Source organism: Caldisericum insulae (assembly GCF_047785965.1).
GTDB lineage: Bacteria > Caldisericota > Caldisericia > Caldisericales > Caldisericaceae > Caldisericum > Caldisericum exile_A.
Genome location: NZ_JBLOBF010000018.1, coordinates 1 through 18,626 on the forward strand (window position 1 = coordinate 1; position 18,626 = coordinate 18,626).

Sequence of the window (18,626 nt, forward strand, 5' to 3'; positions counted from 1 at the left end):
TTTAATTCAATACATTATAATAACGAAAAATATAAAAATAAAAAAGGGGGCTTGTGCCCCTCTTTTACAAAGTTGAGAATTTGTTTTATCTCTTTCTGTACTGACGGTCTTTTCTTGCAGAGTGTAATCCGTATTTCTTTCTTTCTTTTTCCCTCGGGTCTCTTGTAAGTAGGCCTTCACTCTTTAAAACAGGTTTCAAGGTTTCATCAACCTTGAGAAGAGCACGGGCAATACCAAGTTTAATTGCATCGGCCTGCCCCCTAAACCCTCCGCCTTCGACATTTGCTCTAATATCGAATTTGTCTTTTAAATTTGTAATTTCAAGAGGTTTAAACACTTCTGGTAAAAGAGATTTAACATTAAAATACTCGTTAACATCCTTTCCATTAACTCTAAATCTCCCAGTCCCAGGAGTTAAAACAACCCTTGCAGTAGAAGTTTTTCTTCTTCCAACCGCTAAAATTACCTTATCCATTATTCCTCCTTAGAAAGTGTAATCGTGCGTTCAACTTTAAATTCCTTTGGGAAATTTGCATCACTATAAACCTTAAGCCCCTTTATCATTTTTCTTCCAAGTCTATTTTTAGGAAGCATAAGTCTAACCGCATGTGTAATTAGAAATTCTGGTTTTCTCTGTAGAATATCACGGAGCATGTAAGATTGCATATTTCCAACATAACCTGTATGCTTATAGTAGATTTTATCCGTTAATTTTCTTCCAGTCACTTTTACTTTTGAGGCATTAATAACAATAACATTATCACCCATATTAACATTTGGGGTAAAATTCGATTTATTTTTTCCTCTCAAAATTGAAGCAGCTAAAGCTGCTACTCTTCCAATAGATTTGCCTTCAGCATCTATCAGTACCCACTTTTTATTTACTTCATAAGGTTTCAGAAATTTAGTTATTTTCATCATATCTCACATCCTCCTAAATTTTCATATCCGTATAATAATACCAAAATTTTAATTTTAGTCAAGAATAAATTTGCGCATTTCAAAAATTCTTTAGTAAATTACATTAACAAGAAAGAGTGGTTCTGGTGGTAAAACTTGTCTTGTAAAAGGCACCTTTTTCCCAAAAGAAAACGGATTAAGTAAAATACGTGTATCAATATATCCTTGCGCCCCTTTAAGCACATAGTAAACCATCCTTCTTACCATATGATACAGAAATCGATCTCCGTGAAAATAAAGAATTATAAGGGATCCTCTTTCAATAAAACCTGTATCAAAAAGTTCGCAGATATTATTTCTATCTTTTTGAGATTTATCGAAATTGGCAAAAATTGAAAAATCGTGTTTTCCTTTAAGTCCATCAAGTGCTATTTTAAGCATATTCAAATCAAGTGGCTCCTTATAAATATAAACATATGGCATAAGGAACATTGACTTTTCAAGGTCAGATGAAACAATATATGCATAAATTTTACTTTTTGCACTCTTCCTTGCATGGAATGTTTGAGGTACTTCCCTTATTTCCTTAACAAAGATACCTTCATCAAAGAGAAGATGGTTCATTTTATTTTTAAGCCAGCCACAATCAAGCACACCATCGAAGTAGAAGTTAAGATACTGATTCAAGGCATTAACTCCTGCATCAGTTCTTGCAGCACCATATGTATTAACTGGCACTCTTAAAACAGTCTTTAAAGTCTTCTCAATTTCTCCCTGCACTGTTTTTTCATCCTTTGGATGATTTGATTGCTTCTGGAAACCTGAAAAATTTCTTCCAATGTATTGGATTCTCATAAGATAGTTATGCATAAATTCCCTCCAGCACAAAGAGAACAAGCGTAAAGATTAAAACAAAAATAATTGCTAATGCTTCGTTCTTTCCAAATTTACTAACTCTATATGACGTTCGTTTCATACCCAGAATGAAGCCTCTTGATTCCATAGCCATAGCAAGCTGGTCCGCTCTATTAAAGGCATTAAGAATTAAGGGTAGAATTACAGGAAGAAAACTTCTTGCACGTACAAACAAATTACCACTCTCAAAATCGGCACCTCTTGCCATTTGAGCTTTCATAATTCTATCTGCTTCTTCGAAAAGTATTGGTACAAATTGAAGAGAAATCGAAATCATTAGAGACAATTCCTCTACTGGAAATTTAAAAATCTTAAAAGGTAAAATTACATTTCTAAACCCAAGAGCAAGGTCAGTTGTTGTTGTAGTTGATGTAAGTAAAAAAGTAAGTATCGTAAGAATAATAAGTCTTATTGCAATATATATTGAAAGGCTTAATCCCTCCTTTGTAATTTTTAAAACTTTGAGATCTAAAACAATTGTTCCTGGAGTAAAAAATAACTGGAAGAAAAGAGTAAATAGAAGCAAAAATATGATCGGCTTAAAAGAAGAAACAACAGACTTAAATGATAACTTTGACAATATAATAAGAAAAATTCCAAATACAAGAAAAAAGAAGTAAGCCTCTATTGTTTTAAGGAAAAAAAGGAGAATCACAAGATAAAAAATCAGAACTATTTTGAGAGTTGGATTTAACTTATGAAAAAATGTTTGTGTGTATTGAAATTGACCAAAATAGAATTTAGCCATTATACTCGCTTCTCTTCCTTAATAGATATTGAACTACTGAATCGTAATCTTCACAACTTGGAAAATCTGGAAAACACTTTGAAAGAGTTTTTTTTATTTTTACAAAAAAGGGTGGCTCAAGCCCGATTCTTTCAACAAGTTCTGCATCATCAAAAAACCTTACAGTTTCACCATCAAAAACGATGTGCCCCTCATTTATTACAATAATTCTTTTCGAAAGCATAAATGCCTCGTCCATATCATGAGTCACAAATATAAGAGTTCTTCCTCTTGCTACTCTCTCTTGAAGATATGAAATAACACTTGATTTACCACCAAAATCCAAATTTGATGTGGGTTCATCCAATATAAGATATTTTGGATTCATTACTATAACACTTGCTATTGCAACTCTCCTTTTTTCTCCACCAGATAATTCAAAAGGAGACTTTTCTAAATAAGTCTCATCGAGACCTACATCATTGAGCGCCATTAAAACTGCATCCTTAATCTTACTCTCTTCTATTCCTATATTTCTTGCACCATAAGCAATTTCCTCGAAGACAGTTTCAGCAAAAAATTGCATTTCAGGATGTTGAAAAACTACACTTACCTTTTTTACTATGTCGCTTCTTTTAATTTTCTCTTTTGTTATATTGATTTTATCAATAATAACTTCGCCACTTGTTGGTTTTAAAAGCCCACTTATAACCTCAATAAGAGTTGATTTGCCAGAGCCAATCCTTCCAATAATTGCAACACGTTCCCCTTCATATATCTTTAGGTTTGCGCCAATAAGTGCCTCTTTTTTGAAGCGTGTATGAGGATCGTATATAACCGACACTTCTTTTAGTTCAAGCATAATTGATCCACTATCTCATCTAAATTAAGAGAAAATCTTTCAATAAGACCTTTCTCAAGAAGTTTTTTTGAGAGAATCGCCTCGTGCAGATTTGAGACATTTACGCTTGAAAGAAAATCTACATCACTAAATATTTCGTATGGTGTTCCTGTCCTCGCAATAAAACCATTATTTAAAACAATAATTCGGTTTGAAAAAACTGTCTCTTCTGGATGATGGGTAATGTATAGAACACCTCTATTTCTGTTAATTTCAAGAATCGTATTTAAGATCATCTTCCTGTTTATAGGGTCAAGAAGGGATGTTACTTCATCAAAAACAACATAATCTGGTTCCAAAACAAGGACGGAAGCAAGAGCAACCTTTTGCTTTTCTCCACCTGATAGAAGTGATGGAGGAAAATGCAAAAAACTTTTTATTCCAAGTTTCTCTGAAATTTCAATAATTTTACTTTGAATAATATTTCGATTAAGACCCATATTCTCAAGGCCAAACGCAAGATCATCTTCAACTGTGATACCAACAAACTGGTTATCTGGATTTTGAAAAATTACACCCACCTTAAATTTTGCTAATCTATTTATATCTTTATCCTTAAGCGAGCTTCCGTTTAAGAGAACATCGCCTTTTTGAGATAATAAAAGCCCGTTTGCAAGACGGGCTATCGTAGATTTTCCTGAACCGTTCGAACCAATTATAGATACAAATTCCCCTTGTTTAAGACTAAAACTAATATCCTTAAGAACCCAATTGTCTCCGTTATATGAAAACGAGACATTTTGAAACTCAAGCATGAGTATTTATTCTTTAATAAGTTCAATAAGCACAAGGAGAGTTCCGTCTCCACGTCTGTATTTTGCAAGTTTTAGAATTCTCGTATATCCACCTGGTCTATCCTTGTACTCTTTGGCAAGATCAAAAAGCTTGTAAACTGCTTCCTTATTGAATAATACAGAGTGCGCATATCTTCTCGTATTGAGATTATCTTCCTTTGCCTTTGTTATTAACTTCTCAATAATTCTTCTTACCTCTTTTGCTCTTGCTTCAGTTGTCTCTATTCTTCCATTTAAAATAAGGGAAGTTGCAAGATTTCTTAAGACACTTTTTCTATAACTTGGATAAAATCCCAGTTTTCTTAATGAAATTCCATGGTTCATATGAGACCTCCTACTCTCTAAGTTTTAAACCCAATTTACCCAACGCTTCTTCAACACTCTTAAGAGAAGCAACACCAAATTTATCAAGATCTAACAAATCTTTAGCAGAATATTTTATCAAATCTCCAACAGTATTAATATTATTCTTGATAAGCACATTATATGCTCTTTCAGGCAAGTTAAGTGCTTCTATTTTCATGTTCTTGATATCATCGGAAATATCGCCTATTTTACTTCCGTTTAAAAGTTTGTTAAAGACATTAGAATAATCAAGAAGCACATTTATGGCTTCAATCAAACATTGTCTCGGAGTTTTATTGCCCTTTGTTTGCACCCCAACAATGAGTGCATCAAAATCGACAGATTCCTCAAATCGAGTAGGTTCAACTCTAAATGTTGCCTTTACTACTGGTGAAAAGTTTGCATCAATCGGAATTACAATTTGAGGAAAATCCTCAAGTTTCTCTACAGCTTCCTCAAGAAGATACCCTTTACCTCTTCTTATATAAATTTCACCAGATAGTCGCCCTTTTGAGGAAGATATTGTTGCAATATGAAGGTCTGGATTGTGAATGGTAACTTCACTTGTATGTATAAGGTCGGAAGCTTTCAATTCTCCTTCGCCAGTCTTTTCAAAACGAAGAATTGTCTTATCTATTGCTTCCATTGAAATAATAAGTTTCTTCACATTCAAAATAATTTGTTCAACGTCTTCAACAACACCCTCGATAGTTGAAAACTCATGTATAACGCCATCAATATAAACACCAACAGGAGCAACTCCTTCAATAGAACTCAAAAGTATCCTTCTAATAGCAGTTCCTAATGTAAGCCCAAATCCACTTTCAAGAGGTGAAAATTTGAATTCTCCGTAATTTCCCTCTTCTTTCAAAACTTCAAGCGAGATATTCTCTAATCGCCACATGTTTTCACTTCCTTATTACTTAGAGTATAACTCAACTATCAAAGTAGGATTGACGTCAAGTGCAAGTTCTTTAATATTTGGAAGCTCTTTTACAACACCCTTAAATGAATCTTTATTGACTTCTACCCAATTTGGAAAAGTATTTCTTTCCTCAAGTGATGCTTTAATAATAGGTATTTGTCTTGAGGATTCTTTTACCTCAACTACATCTCCTTTATCAAGGATTAAAGAAAAGATATTTACCTTCTTACCATTTACAAGAATATGGCCATGTGAAACAAGTTGTCTTGCTGTCCTTCTATTTGGTGCAAATCCCATTCTAAATACAACGTTATCGAGTCTTCTTTCAAGAAGTTCAAGAAGTTTATCACCTGTAGGAATTTCTTTCTGCCTTATTGCTATATCAAAGTACCTTCTGAACTGTCTTTCTAAAACCCCATACATTGCCTTAACCTTTTGCTTTTCCATTAGATGAAATTTATAATCAGTAGGCTTATTCATATGAAGAACTATTTGCTTCTGACCTGGTATTCCACGTCCCTTCTCAAGAGGACAATTCTTTGTATAACATTTATCTCCTTTTAGAAAGAGTTTCTTTTGTTGTGCCCTGCAAATTCTGCAAAGAGGTCCATTATATACTGCCATCGCTATCCTCCTTATACTCTTCTTAGTTTTCTTGGTCTGCAACCATTATGAGGAATAGGAGTTATATCTTTAATCTCCTCAATTTGCAAACCTGCTGACTGCAATGCTCTAATTGCTACTTCTCTACCTGGACCGCCACCCTTAACAAGGACTGAAACTCTTTTTGCTCCAAGGTTAATCGCTTCTTCAGCTGCCTTTTGTGCTGCAACCTGTGCCGCAAATGGAGTGCCTTTCTTTGTCCCCTTAAAGCCATTACTTCCCGCAGAAGACCAGCATACAACATTACCTTGCTCATCTGTTACGGTAATAATCGTATTATTAAATGTAGAATTAATATATACCTTAGCGGTACCTGCAATCTTTTGCACCTTTTTCTTAGAACTTGTTTTACCTTTTTTCATCTTACCTCCTTACGCACTCTTTCTAACAGATCCAACAGTCTTCTTTGGACCTTTCCTTGTTCTTGCATTAGTTCTTGTTCTCTGCCCTCTAACAGGTAAATTCCTCTTGTGTCTAATTCCCCTATAACAGTTAATTTCAATAAGCTTTTTTATATTGCTTGCAACGATTTTTCTCAAGTCGCCTTCAACAACATACTTTTCTCTTATTACATCTTCTATTGCTTTAATTTCTTCGGGGGTTAAGTCTTTTACCTTTTTAAGCGGAACATTTGCTTCCTTCAATACATCATAACAATTATGCTTACCTATCCCGTAAATATAGGTAAGTGCTATATCAATTCTTTTTTCTCTAGGCAAATCAACGCCTGCTATACGTGCCAAAGTTCACCTCCTACTTTTGTCTTTGTTTATGTTTAGGGTTCTCACATATAACCATGAGTTTTCCCCTTCTTCTTACTATTCTGCATTTTGGACACATCTTTTTAACGGAAGTTCTTACTTTCATTGCATCTCTCCTTTCTAAAGTCTATAAACAATTCGCGCCTTAGTAAGGTCATAAGGACTAAATTCCAATTTTACTCTATCACCTGGCAAAATTTTTATAAAATTCAAACGCATTTTGCCACTAATTGTTGCAAGAACAACTTTTCCATTTGCAAGCTTAACCTTAAACATAGTACCTGGAAGAGTTTCAACCACAATACCTTCTGCTTCAATTACCTGTTCCTTACCCATGAGAAACCCTCCTCACACCGTAAGAAGTTCCACTCTATCTTCAAGAATTGCTATCGTATGTTCAAAGTGGGCACTATTTGATCCATCAACAGTCTTAACAGTCCAACCATTCTTATCGGTATAAACCTTATAACTTCCTGCGGTAATCATAGGTTCGATTGCAAGAGTCATACCTGCTCTTAAAGTAATACCTGTACCTGGTTTCCCATAGTTTGGCACAGAAGGATCTTCGTGGAGATTTCTTCCAATACCATGTCCTGTATAGTCTCTTAAAACAGAAAAACCATTGCTTTCAACAAATTTTTGGATACTGTATCCAATGTCGTATAAATGAGCACCAACATTGATAACAGCCACAGCTTCAAAAAATGCCTTTTCAACAACTTCAACTAATTTCACATCGGTATCATTTTTTGGAGTGCCTGCAATTTTTGTAAATGCTGCATCCGAATAATATCCATCAAGTATTACTCCACCATCAATTTTAACTAAATCGCCATCTTGAATTAATCTATCAGATGGAATTCCGTGAATTACCTCATCATTAATAGAGATACAAAGAGCGTTTGGAAAGCCTCTATATCCTTTGAAAGCAGGAATTCCTCCGAGTTCATAAATTTTGTCCTCGGCAAACTTGTCAAGCTCAATTGTTTTAATTCCAGGTTCAATTTTCTCTTTAACCATATCTAATACCAATCTTAATATTTTACCAGATTTTCTCATTTTTTCAATTTCTTCTTTTGTTTTAATCACAATCATTTGTAGCCTCTAAAAGGTACCTATTAACAGACTCAGGGGATTTACTAGCATCGCAACTTTTAAGTATACCTCTTTTTTTATAAAAATCAAGAAGAGGTTTTGTGCTTTCAAGATAAACTTCAATTCTTTTTTTAACTGCATCAACTTTATCATCTTCTCTTTGCACAAGTTCACCGCCACAAACATCACAAATACTATCAACTTTTGGAGGAGAAAAGTAAATATTATAAACTGCACCGCAGCTCTTACAGACTCTTCTACCTGAAAGTCTTTTTACAAGAGTATCAAAATCAACGTCAAGAAATAGAACAAGTTCAACTTCTGCATCCTTTTCTTTTAGGTATTCATCTAAAAATTCTGCCTGGTTAACTGTCCTGGGGAAGCCATTTAAAATATACCCCTTTCTAAGATCGTAACTTGAAAGTACATGTGCAAAAAAATCATTCATAAACTCATCAGGTACAAGGCTGCCACTCTCTGTTAGTTCTTTAAAACGTAAACCAAAATCGGTTCTTTCGTTTATTTCCTTCCTTACAAGATCTCCCGAAGAGATTAAAGGAATACCCAACTCTTTAGAAAGCATTCTACCTTGTGTATCTTTTCCTGCTCCTGGTGGACCAAGAAGTACAAGGTGTTTTTTCATCTCAAAAAGCCCTCGTATTGCCTCATCAAAAGATATGCCTCAACTTCCCTCATAGTTTCAAGCGCAACACCGATAATAATAAGAAGTGACGTTCCACCAAACACAAAAGAGGTTATGGTCATCTTTCTAAAAACAAGATTGGGAATAATTGCAACAAGTCCAAGGAAAATAGAAGTAGGAAGTGTAATCTTTCTCAACACAGATGCAATATATTGTGCGGTAGATTCACCAGGTCTTATTCCAGGAATAAAACCACCGTATTTCTTTAGGTCGTCAGCAAGCTTTAATGGATCGTAGGTCATCTCAGTGTAGAAAAATGTAAAACCAACAATTAAAAAGAAATAGATTAAGTTATACCAAATACCTGTGGGAGTCCCAAAAATAGGTTGTGCAATATGTTTGGTAAACCAAGAATTTGGGAAAAATTGCCCAATAGTGGCAGGGAATGCCATAAAGGAGACTGCGAAGATTATAGGCAAAACACCTGCCTGAACAAGTCTTAAAGGTATATATGTAGTTTGTCCACCATAAACTCTCCTACCGACAATTCTTTTTGCATATTGAACAGGAATTCTCCTTTCAGATTGGTATGCAAAAATAACAAGTACAAGCAAAATGAGAAACGCGAGAAATTCGCCAATAACACTAAAAACACTAACAGCACCCGCAGATAACTTCTGACTAATCTCAACAAAACTTACAGGAATTCTACTTATAATGCCTGCAAAAATAATAAGTGAAACTCCATTTCCAATTCCTTTTTCAGTCATAATTTCACCAAGCCAAAGTACAAGATAAGATCCTGCAATAAGACTTGCCATAATAACTAATTTAAGAAGGATGCTTTGGTTTACAAGATAATTTCTAAAAATTACGATTACAGAGAATGCCTGCAGCGCTGCAAGTGCAACAGTTAAGTATCTTGTGTATTGGGCCATTTTCCTCTGTCCTTCTTCTCCACCTTCTCTTACAAGTGCCTCAAGTGAAGGTATTACATAAGAGAGAAGTTGAAGAATAATTGATGCGTTAATATAAGGAAAAACCGAGAGTGCAAAAATTGAGAAGTTGGTATAACCACCACCAGAGAAGAGATCCATTAAGGCAAGAAAACCACCTTGTGAGATAATGTTTGAAATTTGAGTTCTGTCAATACCTACAACGGGAATATAGGTTCCAAGTCTAAAGAGGATAAACAAAAAGAGAGTAAAGTAAATTCTCTGTCTTAACTCTTTTAACTTAAACGCTCTTCTAATTGTTTCCCACATATTAAATTACCTCGACTTTCCCTTGTGCTTTCTCTATTTTCTCTTTTGCTTGCTTGGAGAATTTGGAGGCCTTAACAACAAGAGGAATACTGATCTCACCCCTTCCTAAAACTTTTACCTTACCTCCAAAAAGGTCATTCAGATTAATTTCTTTTTCATTTCCTGCAATATTTTCAAGATTTTCTACATTAACTTCAATGTATTCTTCCTTTTCTAAAGGCTTGAATCCTTTATACTTTGGAAGTCTTCTATATATTGGTGTTTGTCCTCCTTCAAATCCCTTCGCTTTTACACCACCTGAACGAGACCTCTGTCCCTTGCAACCATAAGTAGAATATGTTCCTTTGCCAGAGCCATTACCACGACCGACTCTTGTTTTCTCTTTCTTAGAATGTGCTTTTGGTCTGAGATCAATTACTTTCATCTTTACCTCCCTCTTTCATCTTACGCAATTCGCTTACTCTCATTATTTTTTCCATATCTCTCAAGGCCTTTAAAGTTGCTTGGGCAACATTAAGAGGGTTTGAAGAACCAAGAGATTTTGAAAGCAAATCTTGAACTCCTGCCTTTTCTGCAATCATTCTAACAACACGTCCTGCCACAAGTCCTGTACCCTGAACTGCTGGAGCAAGAAATACATGTGCTGTGTCCTTTTTGGCAGTTATCCTCATAGGAATTGTATTATTCTTCAAGGGAACAGTTACAAGATTCCTTCTTGCATCGTTTATCGCTTTTTGAATTGCAGACGGAATTTCTCTTGCTTTACCAACGCCAACACCAACTCTACCTTTTTTATCTCCAATTACCACCGCAACTCTAAAACGTAGGATTTTTCCACCCTTAACAACTTTAGAAACTCTATCAATTTGTAAAATAGATTCTTCAAATTCTTTTACTTCTGCTGTTCTTCTATCCATCGTAGCCACATGACCCTCCTACTAAAATTTGAGTCCTACATTCCTTGCTTCATCTGCAAGGGCTTTTACTCTACCATGATATTTATATCCGCCTCTATCGAAAACAACAGAGTCAATACCTTTTGCAAGTGCTCTCTCAGCAATTAGTTTTCCTACTGCCTTTGCTTTTTCTGTAAGAGTTTTGTCTTTTAATAATTCCTTTAGTTCTTTATCAAGAGTTGATGCAGAGACAAGGGTTTTTCTATGCTCATCATCAATAAGTTGAGCATAAACATGCTTTAAAGTTATAAAGATCGAAAGTCTTGGTTTTGAAACAGTACCAAAGACTTTTCTTCTAATTCTCTCATGTCTTATTTTTCTTAGTTCATTTCTTGGTGTTATCTTAATCATAGTCCACTCTCCTTACTTTCCAGAAGCAACTGTCTTACCGGCTTTACGCCTAATCTTTTCGCCTTCGTAAATAATACCTTTTACCTTGTAAGGATCAACTCTTCTAAGGTGTCGAATCTTTTGAGCAAAAGCACCAACAGCTTCTTTATCAATCCCTGATACCGTAATAACTTGTCCTTCAATTGTTACATTAAGACCTTCTGGAATATCCATTAAGATTGGATGACTGTAACCTAACTCAAACTGGACTTTTCTGCCTTTTACTTCACCTTTATAGGTCTTTTCGTTAATTATAAGTCTCTTCGAGAAACCGTTTGTAACTCCAATAACCATATTGTTTAGGAGTGCTCTTGTTGTTCCGTGAAGCGCTTTATAAAAAGGCTTATCTGAGTTTCTTTTAACAACGATCTCATTATCAACTACTTCTATCTTCATTTCAGGGTGAAATTCTCTTTTCAGAGCCCCTTTAGGACCTTTAATTTCAACAATATTTCCTTCGAGAATATTTACAGTAACACCCTTAGGAATTTGTATAGGCATTTTTCCAATTCTTGACATATGCACCTCCTACCACACAAAGCAAACAACTTCACCACCATGCCCAAGTCTACGAGCCATTTTATCGCTCATAATACCTTGAGGTGTGGAAATGATTGCAATTCCAAAACCATCAAAAACTTTTGGAAGTTCGTCTTTTTTAACATAAATTCTTCTGCCGGGCTTACTTATCCTTTTTATACCAACAATGGAGGGTTCTTTATTCGGTCCATACTTTAGATGAATTTTTACAAAAGGTTTTCCATCAATTTGAATTGATTCAAAATCCTTTATGAAACCTTCTTCTTTTAGCACCCTCAAAACTTCAAGGACCATCTTAGAAGATGGTGCAACAACAAATTTATGTCGAGCATCACTTCCATTTTTTATTCTTACAAGGACATCAGAAACTAAATCATTAATCATCTTCTTCCTCCTTACCAACTTGCTTTCTTAACGCCAGGAAGTTCACCTTTAAGAGCAAGTTTTCTAAGACACAATCTGCAAATCCCAAATCGACTGTAATATGCACGAGGTCTTCCACAAATTTTACATCTATTGTGTTGTCTTACTTTAAATTTCGGAGGTTTCTTTGCTTTTTCAATCATTGCCTTTCTTGCCATATCTCACCTCTAATTCTTTCTGAATGGGAAGCCCATAAATTCCAATAGTGCTTTAGCTTCCTCATCTGTTTTTGCAGTTGTAATTATGGTTACATCAAAACCTCTCACTTTATCAACCATATCGTATTCAATTTCAGGGAAAATCAGTTGTTCTTTTATTCCAAATGTATAATTGCCCCTTCCATCAAAGGAGTTCGGAGAGAGACCTTTAAAGTCTCTAATTCTCGGAAGAGCGGTATTTATAAGTTTTTCAAAAAATGTATACATTCTGTTTCCTCTAAGAGTAACTCTTACACCAATTGGCGCACCTTCTCTTACCCTAAATGATGCAATAGATTTCTTAGCACGTGCAACTGCAGGTTTCTGTCTTGTAATAAGAATGAACTCCTGTATAGTCTTCTCAAGTGCAGCAGGATTTTCGTTTGCTTCACCTATTCCGCGATTCACTGCAATTGCAACTATCTTTGGAACCTGCATTACATTTTTATATCCAAACTTTTCCATCATTTTCTTCTTTACCTCAGTTTCATATTTCAATTTTAAAGGAGACTGAGGTAATTTTTCGCTTAGCAAGTTTTCAAGTTTGTTATCTAATTTAAATGTCACTTTCTTTCCCATAAATGCACCTCTTAAATCTTATCAATAACTTCATGGCAATTTTTACAAACTCTCACTGAGCTTCCATCCTCAAGAATTTTATGAGAGACTCTTGTTTTTGTATGACAATGAGGGCATATTACCATGACTTTATGAGCATAAATTGGCCCTTCTCTTTTTGTAATCTTTCCTTGGGGCATATCCTGAGTTGGTCGAAGGAAATGAGTTTGCATATTAATTCCCTCGACAATCACTTTACCTTCCTCAGGAATAGTCTTTAAGACTTTTCCTTGTTTTCCTTTTTCCTTTCCTGAAATGACTATCACAAGATCACCTTTCTTTATGTCAAGATATTTAACCTTATTCATAACATATCCTCCTTACAGCACTTCAGGTGCAAGGGAGGCAATTTTTACATAACCTTTCTTTCTAATCTCCCTTGCAACTGGACCAAAAACACGTGTTCCTTTTGGATTTCCTTCGTTATCAAGGATTACACATGCATTGTCATCAAATCTTATAATACTTCCATCTTCTCTTTTGATAGGGTATTTTGTTCTTACAATTACTGCCTTAACAATAGTTCCTTTAGGAATAGGGCTATTTGGGACAGCCTTCTTAACTGTTGCAACAATTCTATCTCCAACAGTTCCTGTAGGCCTATGTCCAACATCTAAAACAGTTATAATTGAAACTTCTTTAACTCCTGTATTATCTGCACAAACTAAACGTGAATACTGTCTAACCATTATTCACCTCCACCCAAAATCTCAACAATTCTCCATCTTTTAAGTCTACTTAATGGGCGAGTCTGTCTTATCCTAACAACATCGCCAACCTTTGCCTGATTATTTTCATCGTGTGCATAATATTTAGTAAAAGTTCTCACCTGCTTCAGATATAGAGGATGATGGGCTATACGTTCAACTTTTACCACAGCTGTCTTCATATAGGTGCTTACAACTACACCAACAAGCTCTTTCTTTCCCATTTTACACCTCTTCCTTCTTTAACTCACGTTCTCTTTTTACAGTAAGAAGTCTTGCTATGTCCTTTTTTACTATTCTAATCCTTGCAGGATTGTGAAGTTGATGTGTAGCAAGTTGAAACCTTAAGTTAAAGAGTTCTTTTCTTAAGGTCTTCAAAGTATTCTCAATTTCTTGATCAGTCATATCCCTAATCTGTTGGATCTTCATAATTATTCCTCCTCTAAGGTAAGCATTCTTACCTTAACTGGAAGTTTATATCCTACTTGCTTTACAAGTTCTTCTGCAGTTGCCTTATCAACTCCAGAAAACTCAAACATAACTCTTCCAGGTTTTACAACTGCAACCCAATGATCAACGTCACCTTTTCCGCCACCCATTCTAGTTTCGGCAGGTTTCTTTGTAACAGACTTGTCTGGGAAAATTCTTATCCAAAGCTTACCACTTTTTCTTACAGCAGAAATCAAGATCAATCTGCATGCTTCAATTTGTCTAGAAGAAATCCAACCAGGTTCAAGCGCCTGAATTCCATATTCACCGAAATGCACAGATGTAGCACCCTTAGATTTTCCTTTTGTTCTACCTCTATGCATCTTTCTATATTTGACTCTTTCTGGCATTAACATAGTTTCACCTCCAATTAAGAAGCAAAGAATAATGGTTCTTTAGCAGGACCTTTATAGACCCAAACTTTTACTCCAATTACTCCAAATTTTGTTTTTGCAATTTGCTCAGAATAATCAATGTCTGCATCAAGAGTTTGTAATGGGACTCTTCCTTCTCTAAACCATTCAGTTCTTGCAATTTCTGCACCTTCAAGTCTACCAGAGACCTGAATCTTTATTCCCTGTGCACCTGCTCTCATTGCTCTAGTTATTGCCTGTTTTATTGCCCTTTTGTGTGGAGTTTTTTGTTCAAGCCTTTGAGCAACATTTTGCGCAATAAGTTCTGCATCAATTTCAGGGTGTTTTACTTCTCTTATATCCACTTTCAAATTATCGTACTTATGATCGATTACCTTTTTCACCATATCCTCGAGTTTACTAACTTCAGAACCCTTTTTACCAAGAAGCATTCCAGGACGGGCTGTATATATAACAACCCTCAATTCAGAGGTACCTTTTCTTATAATTTCCACCTTTGAAACTGCTGCATTAAAACCAAGTGACTTAAATTCTTTTCTAATTCTAAAGTCCTCAAGAAGATATGAAGAATAATCCTTCTTCGGTGAATACCACTTACTCCACCAATCTTTTGTTATTCCTAATCTAAAACCATAAGGATGAGTTTTCTGTCCCACATTAAACCTCCTCTTTCTCCTTAACAATTATCTTGATTTGGCTTACAGGCCTTCTTATTATATCTGCCCTTCCAAATCCCCTTGGAAGAACTCTCTTTAGAGGTCCTTCTGCATCAATAAAAATATCAGAAACATACATAATGTCCTCATCCATTTTGAAATTATTAACCCCATTTGCAACTGCAGAATTCAGTGCCTTTTCAATAAAACGTGCAGCTTTATGAGGAAGAGCTTTAAGTATTGCCCTTGCTTCTCTTACTGATTTACCTTTTATAAGCTCTGCAACGAGTCTTGCTTTGCTTGCAGAAAGCCTCAAGTGTTTTTCAACAGCATATGCTTCCATTCAATGCCTCCTTATGTCTTCGTGATAACACGTGCAGTAGGTGCCCTATGTCCATGGAATGTACGAGTAGGAGCAAATTCACCCAATTTATGTCCAACCATATCAGGAACAATATAAACAGGAATATGAGTTTTTCCATTATGAACCGCAATTGTATGTCCTACCATTTCTTCAGTGATAGTTGAACGTCGGCACCAAACCTTTATTACCTTTTTTTCGCCTTTTTCGTTCATTTTTCTAATTTTCTCAAGAAGTTTTGGGTCAACCCATTTACCAGTTCTTCCCATAATTATTTCCTCCTCTTAATTATGTATTTATCAGAAGGATTCTTCTTCTTTCTAGTCTTATAACCAAGGGTAGGCTTACCCCAAGGTGTAAGAGGACCAGGATGTCCAATAGGTGCCTTACCTTCACCACCACCATGGGGATGATCGACAGGGTTCATAGCAGAACCTCTTACCGTAGGCCTTATTCCAAGGTGTCTCTTGTGTCCTGCTTTACCAAGGTTGACATTTTCATGATCCAAGTTGCCAACTTGTCCAATGGTGGCTTTGCATTCAAGTCTAATTCTTCTAATTTCGTTAGAAGGCATCCTTATTTGGGCATATTCATCTTCTTTTGCAATCAATTGAGCTGCGGCACCTGCAGATCTTGCGATTTGACCACCTTTTCCTGGAATAAGTTCAATATTATGAATAAAGGTTCCAAGAGGAATATTTTTTAAAGGTAATGCATTGCCAACTTTAATTTCTGCATCTGGACCTGACATAACAGTATCGCCAACCTTAAGACCAAGTGGAGCAATAATATATCTTTTTTCACCATCTGCATAAGTAAGAAGAGCAATGTATGCAGAACGGTTTGGATCATACTCAATAGACGTAACCTTTGCAGGAATTCCGTCCTTATCTCTCTTAAAATCAATAATTCTATAGAGACGTTTATTTCCACCGCCTCTATGTCTTACCGTAATTTTTCCGGTATTATTCCTCCCGCCTTCTTTTCTTAAACCTTCAACAAGAGATTTCTCAGGTTCAGTTTTAGTAATAACCTCTTTGTGGTTTAAAACTGTTCTTCCACGAAGGCCTGGAGTTATTGGTTTATAAACTTTTAAACCCATCTCTTACCTCCATTATACGTTCTGAATGACATCTATCTTATATCCAGGATAGAGTGTCACTATAGCCTTTTTATAAGTTGGGGTTCTCGAAAAACTGTTTCTAACTCTCTTCTTTTTTCCAAAAATCTTTCCAATATTAACATCTTTTACCTTTACATTAAATGCTTCTTCAACCGCTTTTTTAACCATTTGTACGTTTGCTTTTTCGTGGACAATAAAGGTATATTTTCCCTGAGACATCTGTTTTGTAGTCTTTTCAGTAATTAAAGGTCTCACTAAAACTTCATAAGTTTCCATTATTTCCACCACCCTTCAATTCCTTCAACTGCTTCTTTACTCATAACTATTGAATCAAAAACCATAAGGTCATATGCGTTAAGAAACTTATAGTTCAACGGTTTTACAGTCGGAATATTTCTTAAAGCTCTTTCGACTTCCCCATTCTCATCGGAATAAACAAACAAAACATCTCCAAGATTCTTTTTTACAGTTTCTTCAATTTTCTTCAAAACTTCCACACCCTCTTTTGTTTTTCCAGAGAGTTTTACATTACTTACAATATGCACATCTCCATCATTGAAACGTGCAGTTAAAGCAGAAAATATTGCTGCGTCAATTTCTTTTTTGTTCATCTTCTTGGAGAAATCTCTTGGATGAGGTCCAAAAACTACCGCACCACCCTTCCATATGTTGGAAGTCCTTGCTCCTTGCCTTGAACGGCCAAGACCTTTTTGTGGCCTTACTTTTTTAGTGCTATAGCTTACTTCTCCTCTTTCCTTAGTATCTGCAGTACCTCTTCTTCTGTTTGCAAGATACCTCTGAACTGCCTGATATATGAGGTGCTTTTTTACCTCTCTTGAGAAATAATCATCAGGAAGTTCAAGAGACTCAACAGTATTGTTTTTTACATCAATAACAGTGCTCTTCATTTCAATCCTCCTATGCTCTAATAAGGAGCAAACCTTTATCAGGTCCAGGGACGCTTCCTTTTACAAGAATTAGATTTTTTTCGGGGATAACTTTAACAACTTCAAGATTCCTTATAGTAACAGTTTCACTTCCAAGATGACCTGCCATCTTCATTCCTTTGAAAACTCTACCAGGTGTTGCACGCTGACCAATAGATCCTGGACGCCTTTCTGCTTCATGTCCATGAGTTCTTGGCCACCCGCCAAATCCCCAACGCTTTACAACGCCTTGAAAACCTTTACCCATTGATGTTCCTGTAACCTTAACATATTTAACATCTTTGAATGCTTCAACAGTGACTGTTTCACCAACTTCACCTTCCATATCCCTTACTTCCTTTAAGAATCTAAAGGGTTTCAACCCCTTCTTGTCAAAAAAACCTTTCATGGGCTTGTTTAACTTTTCTGGCCTCACTTCAACAAAACCAAGCGCTACTGCATCGTATCCATGGGTTTCTCTTGTCTTCTTATCAACAATTGTACATGGACCTGCTTGAATTACAGTAACAGGCACAATTGTATCCCCAAGGTAAACGGAAGTCATTCCCACTTTAAATCCTAAAATTCCCTTTGCCATAACAACCTCCATTAAATCTTGATCTCAACTTCCACACCCTGAGGTATATCCATGTTAGCTAATTTCTGAGTAATTTCGGGTGTAGCATCAATAATTTCAATTAATCTCTTATGCACACAAATTTCAAATGCTTCTTGTGAGTCTTTGTCGATATTAGGAGCCCTTAAAACGTTAAACACTGTCCTTTTTGTTGGTAATGGAATTGGTCCTGACACTGTTGCTCCGCTTGATTTTGCAACCTCAACAATCTTTGCTGCCCAAAGGTCAAGGATCTTGTTGTCGAAAGCTTTTAATCTAATTCTTAAACGATCTTTTTTCATATTATCACACTCCT

36 protein-coding genes are annotated in these 18,626 nt (G+C 35.6%); all 36 read right to left on the reverse strand.

All coding sequences use genetic code 11. The features are described from left to right. Positions 1-85: 85 nt before the first annotated feature. The 36 genes from rpsI to rpsJ all read right to left on the reverse strand — a co-directional run bounded on the left by rpsI (position 86) and on the right by rpsJ (position 18,612). The gene (rpsI, locus tag ACMV0E_RS07645) at positions 86-475 is read right to left on the reverse strand and encodes a 30S ribosomal protein S9 (RefSeq protein ID WP_416085793.1); all 390 of its coding nucleotides are present in this window, start codon (positions 473-475) and stop codon (positions 86-88) included. Beyond that, positions 475-921: a 50S ribosomal protein L13 gene (gene rplM, locus ACMV0E_RS07650; RefSeq protein ID WP_416085794.1), complete on the reverse strand. Its 447-nt coding sequence runs from the start codon at positions 919-921 to the stop codon at positions 475-477. Before rplM ends, rpsI begins: the two co-directional genes overlap by 1 nt. A 90-nt stretch (positions 922-1,011) precedes the next feature. Next, positions 1,012-1,770 (reverse strand): tRNA pseudouridine(38-40) synthase TruA, encoded by a 759-nt coding sequence (truA, locus tag ACMV0E_RS07655; RefSeq protein WP_416085795.1) that lies wholly within the window; start codon positions 1,768-1,770, stop codon positions 1,012-1,014. Beyond that, positions 1,763-2,563, reverse strand: coding sequence for an energy-coupling factor transporter transmembrane component T family protein (locus ACMV0E_RS07660; RefSeq protein ID WP_416085796.1), 801 nt, complete (start codon positions 2,561-2,563; stop codon positions 1,763-1,765). The genes truA and ACMV0E_RS07660 overlap by 8 nt, the downstream gene beginning before the upstream one ends. Beyond that, positions 2,556-3,404 carry an ATP-binding cassette domain-containing protein gene (locus tag ACMV0E_RS07665; protein ID WP_416085797.1) on the reverse strand — a complete coding sequence of 283 codons (849 nt, stop codon included), beginning with the start codon at positions 3,402-3,404 and terminating at the stop codon, positions 2,556-2,558. Before ACMV0E_RS07665 ends, ACMV0E_RS07660 begins: the two co-directional genes overlap by 8 nt. Then, positions 3,392-4,198, reverse strand: coding sequence for an ATP-binding cassette domain-containing protein (locus tag ACMV0E_RS07670; protein ID WP_416085798.1), 807 nt, complete (start codon positions 4,196-4,198; stop codon positions 3,392-3,394). Before ACMV0E_RS07670 ends, ACMV0E_RS07665 begins: the two co-directional genes overlap by 13 nt. A 6-nt stretch (positions 4,199-4,204) precedes the next feature. Then, entirely contained in the window at positions 4,205-4,549 is a 345-nt protein-coding gene (gene rplQ / locus ACMV0E_RS07675) for a 50S ribosomal protein L17 (RefSeq protein ID WP_416085824.1), read from the reverse strand. A 22-nt stretch (positions 4,550-4,571) separates the two neighbouring features. Then, positions 4,572-5,486, reverse strand: a complete 915-nt coding sequence (locus ACMV0E_RS07680) for a DNA-directed RNA polymerase subunit alpha (protein WP_416085799.1) — start codon at positions 5,484-5,486, stop codon at positions 4,572-4,574. Between the two features lie 15 nt (positions 5,487-5,501). Beyond that, entirely contained in the window at positions 5,502-6,131 is a 630-nt protein-coding gene (gene rpsD, locus ACMV0E_RS07685) for a 30S ribosomal protein S4 (protein ID WP_416085800.1), read from the reverse strand. Positions 6,132-6,142: 11 nt separating this feature from the next. Then, on the reverse strand, positions 6,143-6,532 hold the full coding sequence (rpsK, locus tag ACMV0E_RS07690) for a 30S ribosomal protein S11 (protein WP_416085801.1): 390 nt from the start codon (positions 6,530-6,532) through the stop codon (positions 6,143-6,145). A 9-nt stretch (positions 6,533-6,541) separates the two neighbouring features. Continuing rightward, the gene (gene rpsM / locus ACMV0E_RS07695; protein ID WP_416085802.1) at positions 6,542-6,913 is read right to left on the reverse strand and encodes a 30S ribosomal protein S13; all 372 of its coding nucleotides are present in this window, start codon (positions 6,911-6,913) and stop codon (positions 6,542-6,544) included. Between the two features lie 10 nt (positions 6,914-6,923). After that, positions 6,924-7,037 (reverse strand): 50S ribosomal protein L36, encoded by a 114-nt coding sequence (gene rpmJ, locus ACMV0E_RS07700; RefSeq protein WP_416085803.1) that lies wholly within the window; start codon positions 7,035-7,037, stop codon positions 6,924-6,926. 14 nt (positions 7,038-7,051) lie between these two features. After that, complete coding sequence (gene infA / locus ACMV0E_RS07705; protein WP_416085804.1) at positions 7,052-7,267, reverse strand: translation initiation factor IF-1; 216 nt, start codon at positions 7,265-7,267, stop codon at positions 7,052-7,054. Between the two features lie 12 nt (positions 7,268-7,279). Next, entirely contained in the window at positions 7,280-8,026 is a 747-nt protein-coding gene (map, locus tag ACMV0E_RS07710; RefSeq protein WP_416085805.1) for a type I methionyl aminopeptidase, read from the reverse strand. Then, the gene (locus tag ACMV0E_RS07715; protein WP_416085806.1) at positions 8,013-8,669 is read right to left on the reverse strand and encodes an adenylate kinase; all 657 of its coding nucleotides are present in this window, start codon (positions 8,667-8,669) and stop codon (positions 8,013-8,015) included. The genes map and ACMV0E_RS07715 overlap by 14 nt, the downstream gene beginning before the upstream one ends. Beyond that, complete coding sequence (gene secY, locus ACMV0E_RS07720) at positions 8,666-9,934, reverse strand: preprotein translocase subunit SecY (RefSeq protein WP_416085807.1); 1,269 nt, start codon at positions 9,932-9,934, stop codon at positions 8,666-8,668. The genes ACMV0E_RS07715 and secY overlap by 4 nt, the downstream gene beginning before the upstream one ends. A gap of 1 nt (position 9,935) precedes the next feature. After that, positions 9,936-10,358 carry a 50S ribosomal protein L15 gene (gene rplO / locus ACMV0E_RS07725; protein ID WP_416085808.1) on the reverse strand — a complete coding sequence of 141 codons (423 nt, stop codon included), beginning with the start codon at positions 10,356-10,358 and terminating at the stop codon, positions 9,936-9,938. Further along, the gene (rpsE, locus tag ACMV0E_RS07730; RefSeq protein WP_416085825.1) at positions 10,345-10,851 is read right to left on the reverse strand and encodes a 30S ribosomal protein S5; all 507 of its coding nucleotides are present in this window, start codon (positions 10,849-10,851) and stop codon (positions 10,345-10,347) included. Before rpsE ends, rplO begins: the two co-directional genes overlap by 14 nt. Positions 10,852-10,872: 21 nt before the next feature. Then, positions 10,873-11,241, reverse strand: coding sequence for a 50S ribosomal protein L18 (rplR, locus tag ACMV0E_RS07735; RefSeq protein ID WP_416085809.1), 369 nt, complete (start codon positions 11,239-11,241; stop codon positions 10,873-10,875). Between the two features lie 12 nt (positions 11,242-11,253). Continuing rightward, entirely contained in the window at positions 11,254-11,799 is a 546-nt protein-coding gene (rplF, locus tag ACMV0E_RS07740; protein WP_416085810.1) for a 50S ribosomal protein L6, read from the reverse strand. Between the two features lie 9 nt (positions 11,800-11,808). Continuing rightward, positions 11,809-12,204: a 30S ribosomal protein S8 gene (gene rpsH, locus ACMV0E_RS07745; protein ID WP_416085811.1), complete on the reverse strand. Its 396-nt coding sequence runs from the start codon at positions 12,202-12,204 to the stop codon at positions 11,809-11,811. 11 nt (positions 12,205-12,215) lie between these two features. Next, positions 12,216-12,401, reverse strand: coding sequence for a type Z 30S ribosomal protein S14 (locus ACMV0E_RS07750; protein ID WP_416085812.1), 186 nt, complete (start codon positions 12,399-12,401; stop codon positions 12,216-12,218). Between the two features lie 9 nt (positions 12,402-12,410). Beyond that, complete coding sequence (gene rplE, locus ACMV0E_RS07755) at positions 12,411-13,019, reverse strand: 50S ribosomal protein L5 (protein ID WP_416085813.1); 609 nt, start codon at positions 13,017-13,019, stop codon at positions 12,411-12,413. 11 nt (positions 13,020-13,030) lie between these two features. Continuing rightward, a complete protein-coding gene (gene rplX / locus ACMV0E_RS07760) occupies positions 13,031-13,366 on the reverse strand; it encodes a 50S ribosomal protein L24 (protein WP_416085814.1) in 336 nt (111 codons plus the stop codon). Between the two features lie 12 nt (positions 13,367-13,378). Continuing rightward, the gene (gene rplN, locus ACMV0E_RS07765; protein ID WP_416085815.1) at positions 13,379-13,747 is read right to left on the reverse strand and encodes a 50S ribosomal protein L14; all 369 of its coding nucleotides are present in this window, start codon (positions 13,745-13,747) and stop codon (positions 13,379-13,381) included. Further along, on the reverse strand, positions 13,747-13,989 hold the full coding sequence (rpsQ, locus tag ACMV0E_RS07770; RefSeq protein ID WP_416085816.1) for a 30S ribosomal protein S17: 243 nt from the start codon (positions 13,987-13,989) through the stop codon (positions 13,747-13,749). The genes rplN and rpsQ overlap by 1 nt, the downstream gene beginning before the upstream one ends. A gap of 1 nt (position 13,990) precedes the next feature. Beyond that, positions 13,991-14,194, reverse strand: coding sequence for a 50S ribosomal protein L29 (rpmC, locus tag ACMV0E_RS07775; RefSeq protein ID WP_014453656.1), 204 nt, complete (start codon positions 14,192-14,194; stop codon positions 13,991-13,993). A gap of 2 nt (positions 14,195-14,196) precedes the next feature. Next, positions 14,197-14,610, reverse strand: a complete 414-nt coding sequence (gene rplP / locus ACMV0E_RS07780; protein ID WP_416085817.1) for a 50S ribosomal protein L16 — start codon at positions 14,608-14,610, stop codon at positions 14,197-14,199. Positions 14,611-14,624: 14 nt separating this feature from the next. Beyond that, positions 14,625-15,284, reverse strand: a complete 660-nt coding sequence (gene rpsC, locus ACMV0E_RS07785) for a 30S ribosomal protein S3 (RefSeq protein ID WP_416085818.1) — start codon at positions 15,282-15,284, stop codon at positions 14,625-14,627. A 1-nt stretch (position 15,285) separates the two neighbouring features. Further along, positions 15,286-15,627, reverse strand: a complete 342-nt coding sequence (gene rplV / locus ACMV0E_RS07790) for a 50S ribosomal protein L22 (RefSeq protein WP_416085819.1) — start codon at positions 15,625-15,627, stop codon at positions 15,286-15,288. A gap of 11 nt (positions 15,628-15,638) precedes the next feature. Then, positions 15,639-15,914, reverse strand: a complete 276-nt coding sequence (rpsS, locus tag ACMV0E_RS07795) for a 30S ribosomal protein S19 (protein ID WP_014453660.1) — start codon at positions 15,912-15,914, stop codon at positions 15,639-15,641. 2 nt (positions 15,915-15,916) lie between these two features. Next, complete coding sequence (rplB, locus tag ACMV0E_RS07800; RefSeq protein ID WP_416085820.1) at positions 15,917-16,747, reverse strand: 50S ribosomal protein L2; 831 nt, start codon at positions 16,745-16,747, stop codon at positions 15,917-15,919. A gap of 12 nt (positions 16,748-16,759) precedes the next feature. Next, positions 16,760-17,044 (reverse strand): 50S ribosomal protein L23, encoded by a 285-nt coding sequence (gene rplW / locus ACMV0E_RS07805; RefSeq protein ID WP_416085821.1) that lies wholly within the window; start codon positions 17,042-17,044, stop codon positions 16,760-16,762. Continuing rightward, entirely contained in the window at positions 17,044-17,676 is a 633-nt protein-coding gene (rplD, locus tag ACMV0E_RS07810; protein WP_416085822.1) for a 50S ribosomal protein L4, read from the reverse strand. The genes rplW and rplD overlap by 1 nt, the downstream gene beginning before the upstream one ends. Positions 17,677-17,686: 10 nt before the next feature. After that, a complete protein-coding gene (rplC, locus tag ACMV0E_RS07815; protein ID WP_416085823.1) occupies positions 17,687-18,292 on the reverse strand; it encodes a 50S ribosomal protein L3 in 606 nt (201 codons plus the stop codon). A gap of 11 nt (positions 18,293-18,303) precedes the next feature. Then, complete coding sequence (rpsJ, locus tag ACMV0E_RS07820) at positions 18,304-18,612, reverse strand: 30S ribosomal protein S10 (protein ID WP_014453665.1); 309 nt, start codon at positions 18,610-18,612, stop codon at positions 18,304-18,306. Positions 18,613-18,626: the final 14 nt, after the last annotated feature.